This window comes from Frankia umida (assembly GCF_023242945.1).
In the GTDB taxonomy this organism is placed as follows: domain Bacteria; phylum Actinomycetota; class Actinomycetes; order Frankiales; family Frankiaceae; genus Frankia; species Frankia umida.
The window spans coordinates 1-358 of record NZ_JALKFT010000121.1 but is presented as its reverse complement, the minus strand read 5'-3'; the positions used below and the strand labels follow the sequence as shown (position 1 = coordinate 358).

At 72.9% G+C, this 358-nt stretch carries 1 protein-coding gene; it reads left to right on the top strand.

The window, feature by feature from the left end; genetic code table 11:
* Nucleotides 1-358: beta-ketoacyl synthase N-terminal-like domain-containing protein (locus MXD59_RS26050; protein WP_283097526.1), on the top strand; the 358-nt coding region annotated here is incomplete at both ends.

Genomic DNA, 358 nt, shown 5'->3' with positions numbered 1-358 from the left:
GTCTGGAGGGGCCGGCGGTGACGGTGGACACGGCGTGTTCGTCGTCGTTGGTGGCGTTGCATCTGGCGGTGCGGGCGTTGCGGTCGGGGGAGTGTTCGCTGGCTGTCGTCGGCGGAGTGACCCTCATGTCGACCCCGGGGCTGTTCACCGGATTCAGCCGGCAGCGGGGGCTGGCGCCGGACGGGCGGTGCAAGCCGTTCGCGGCCGCCGCGGACGGCACCGGGTTCGGCGAGGGCGTGGGTGTCCTGCTGGTGGAGCGGTTGTCGGAGGCGCGCCGGCATGGTCATCCGGTGTGGGCGGTGGTGCGGGGGTCGGCGGTCAACTCGGACGGGGCGAGTAACGGGTTGACGGCGCCGAA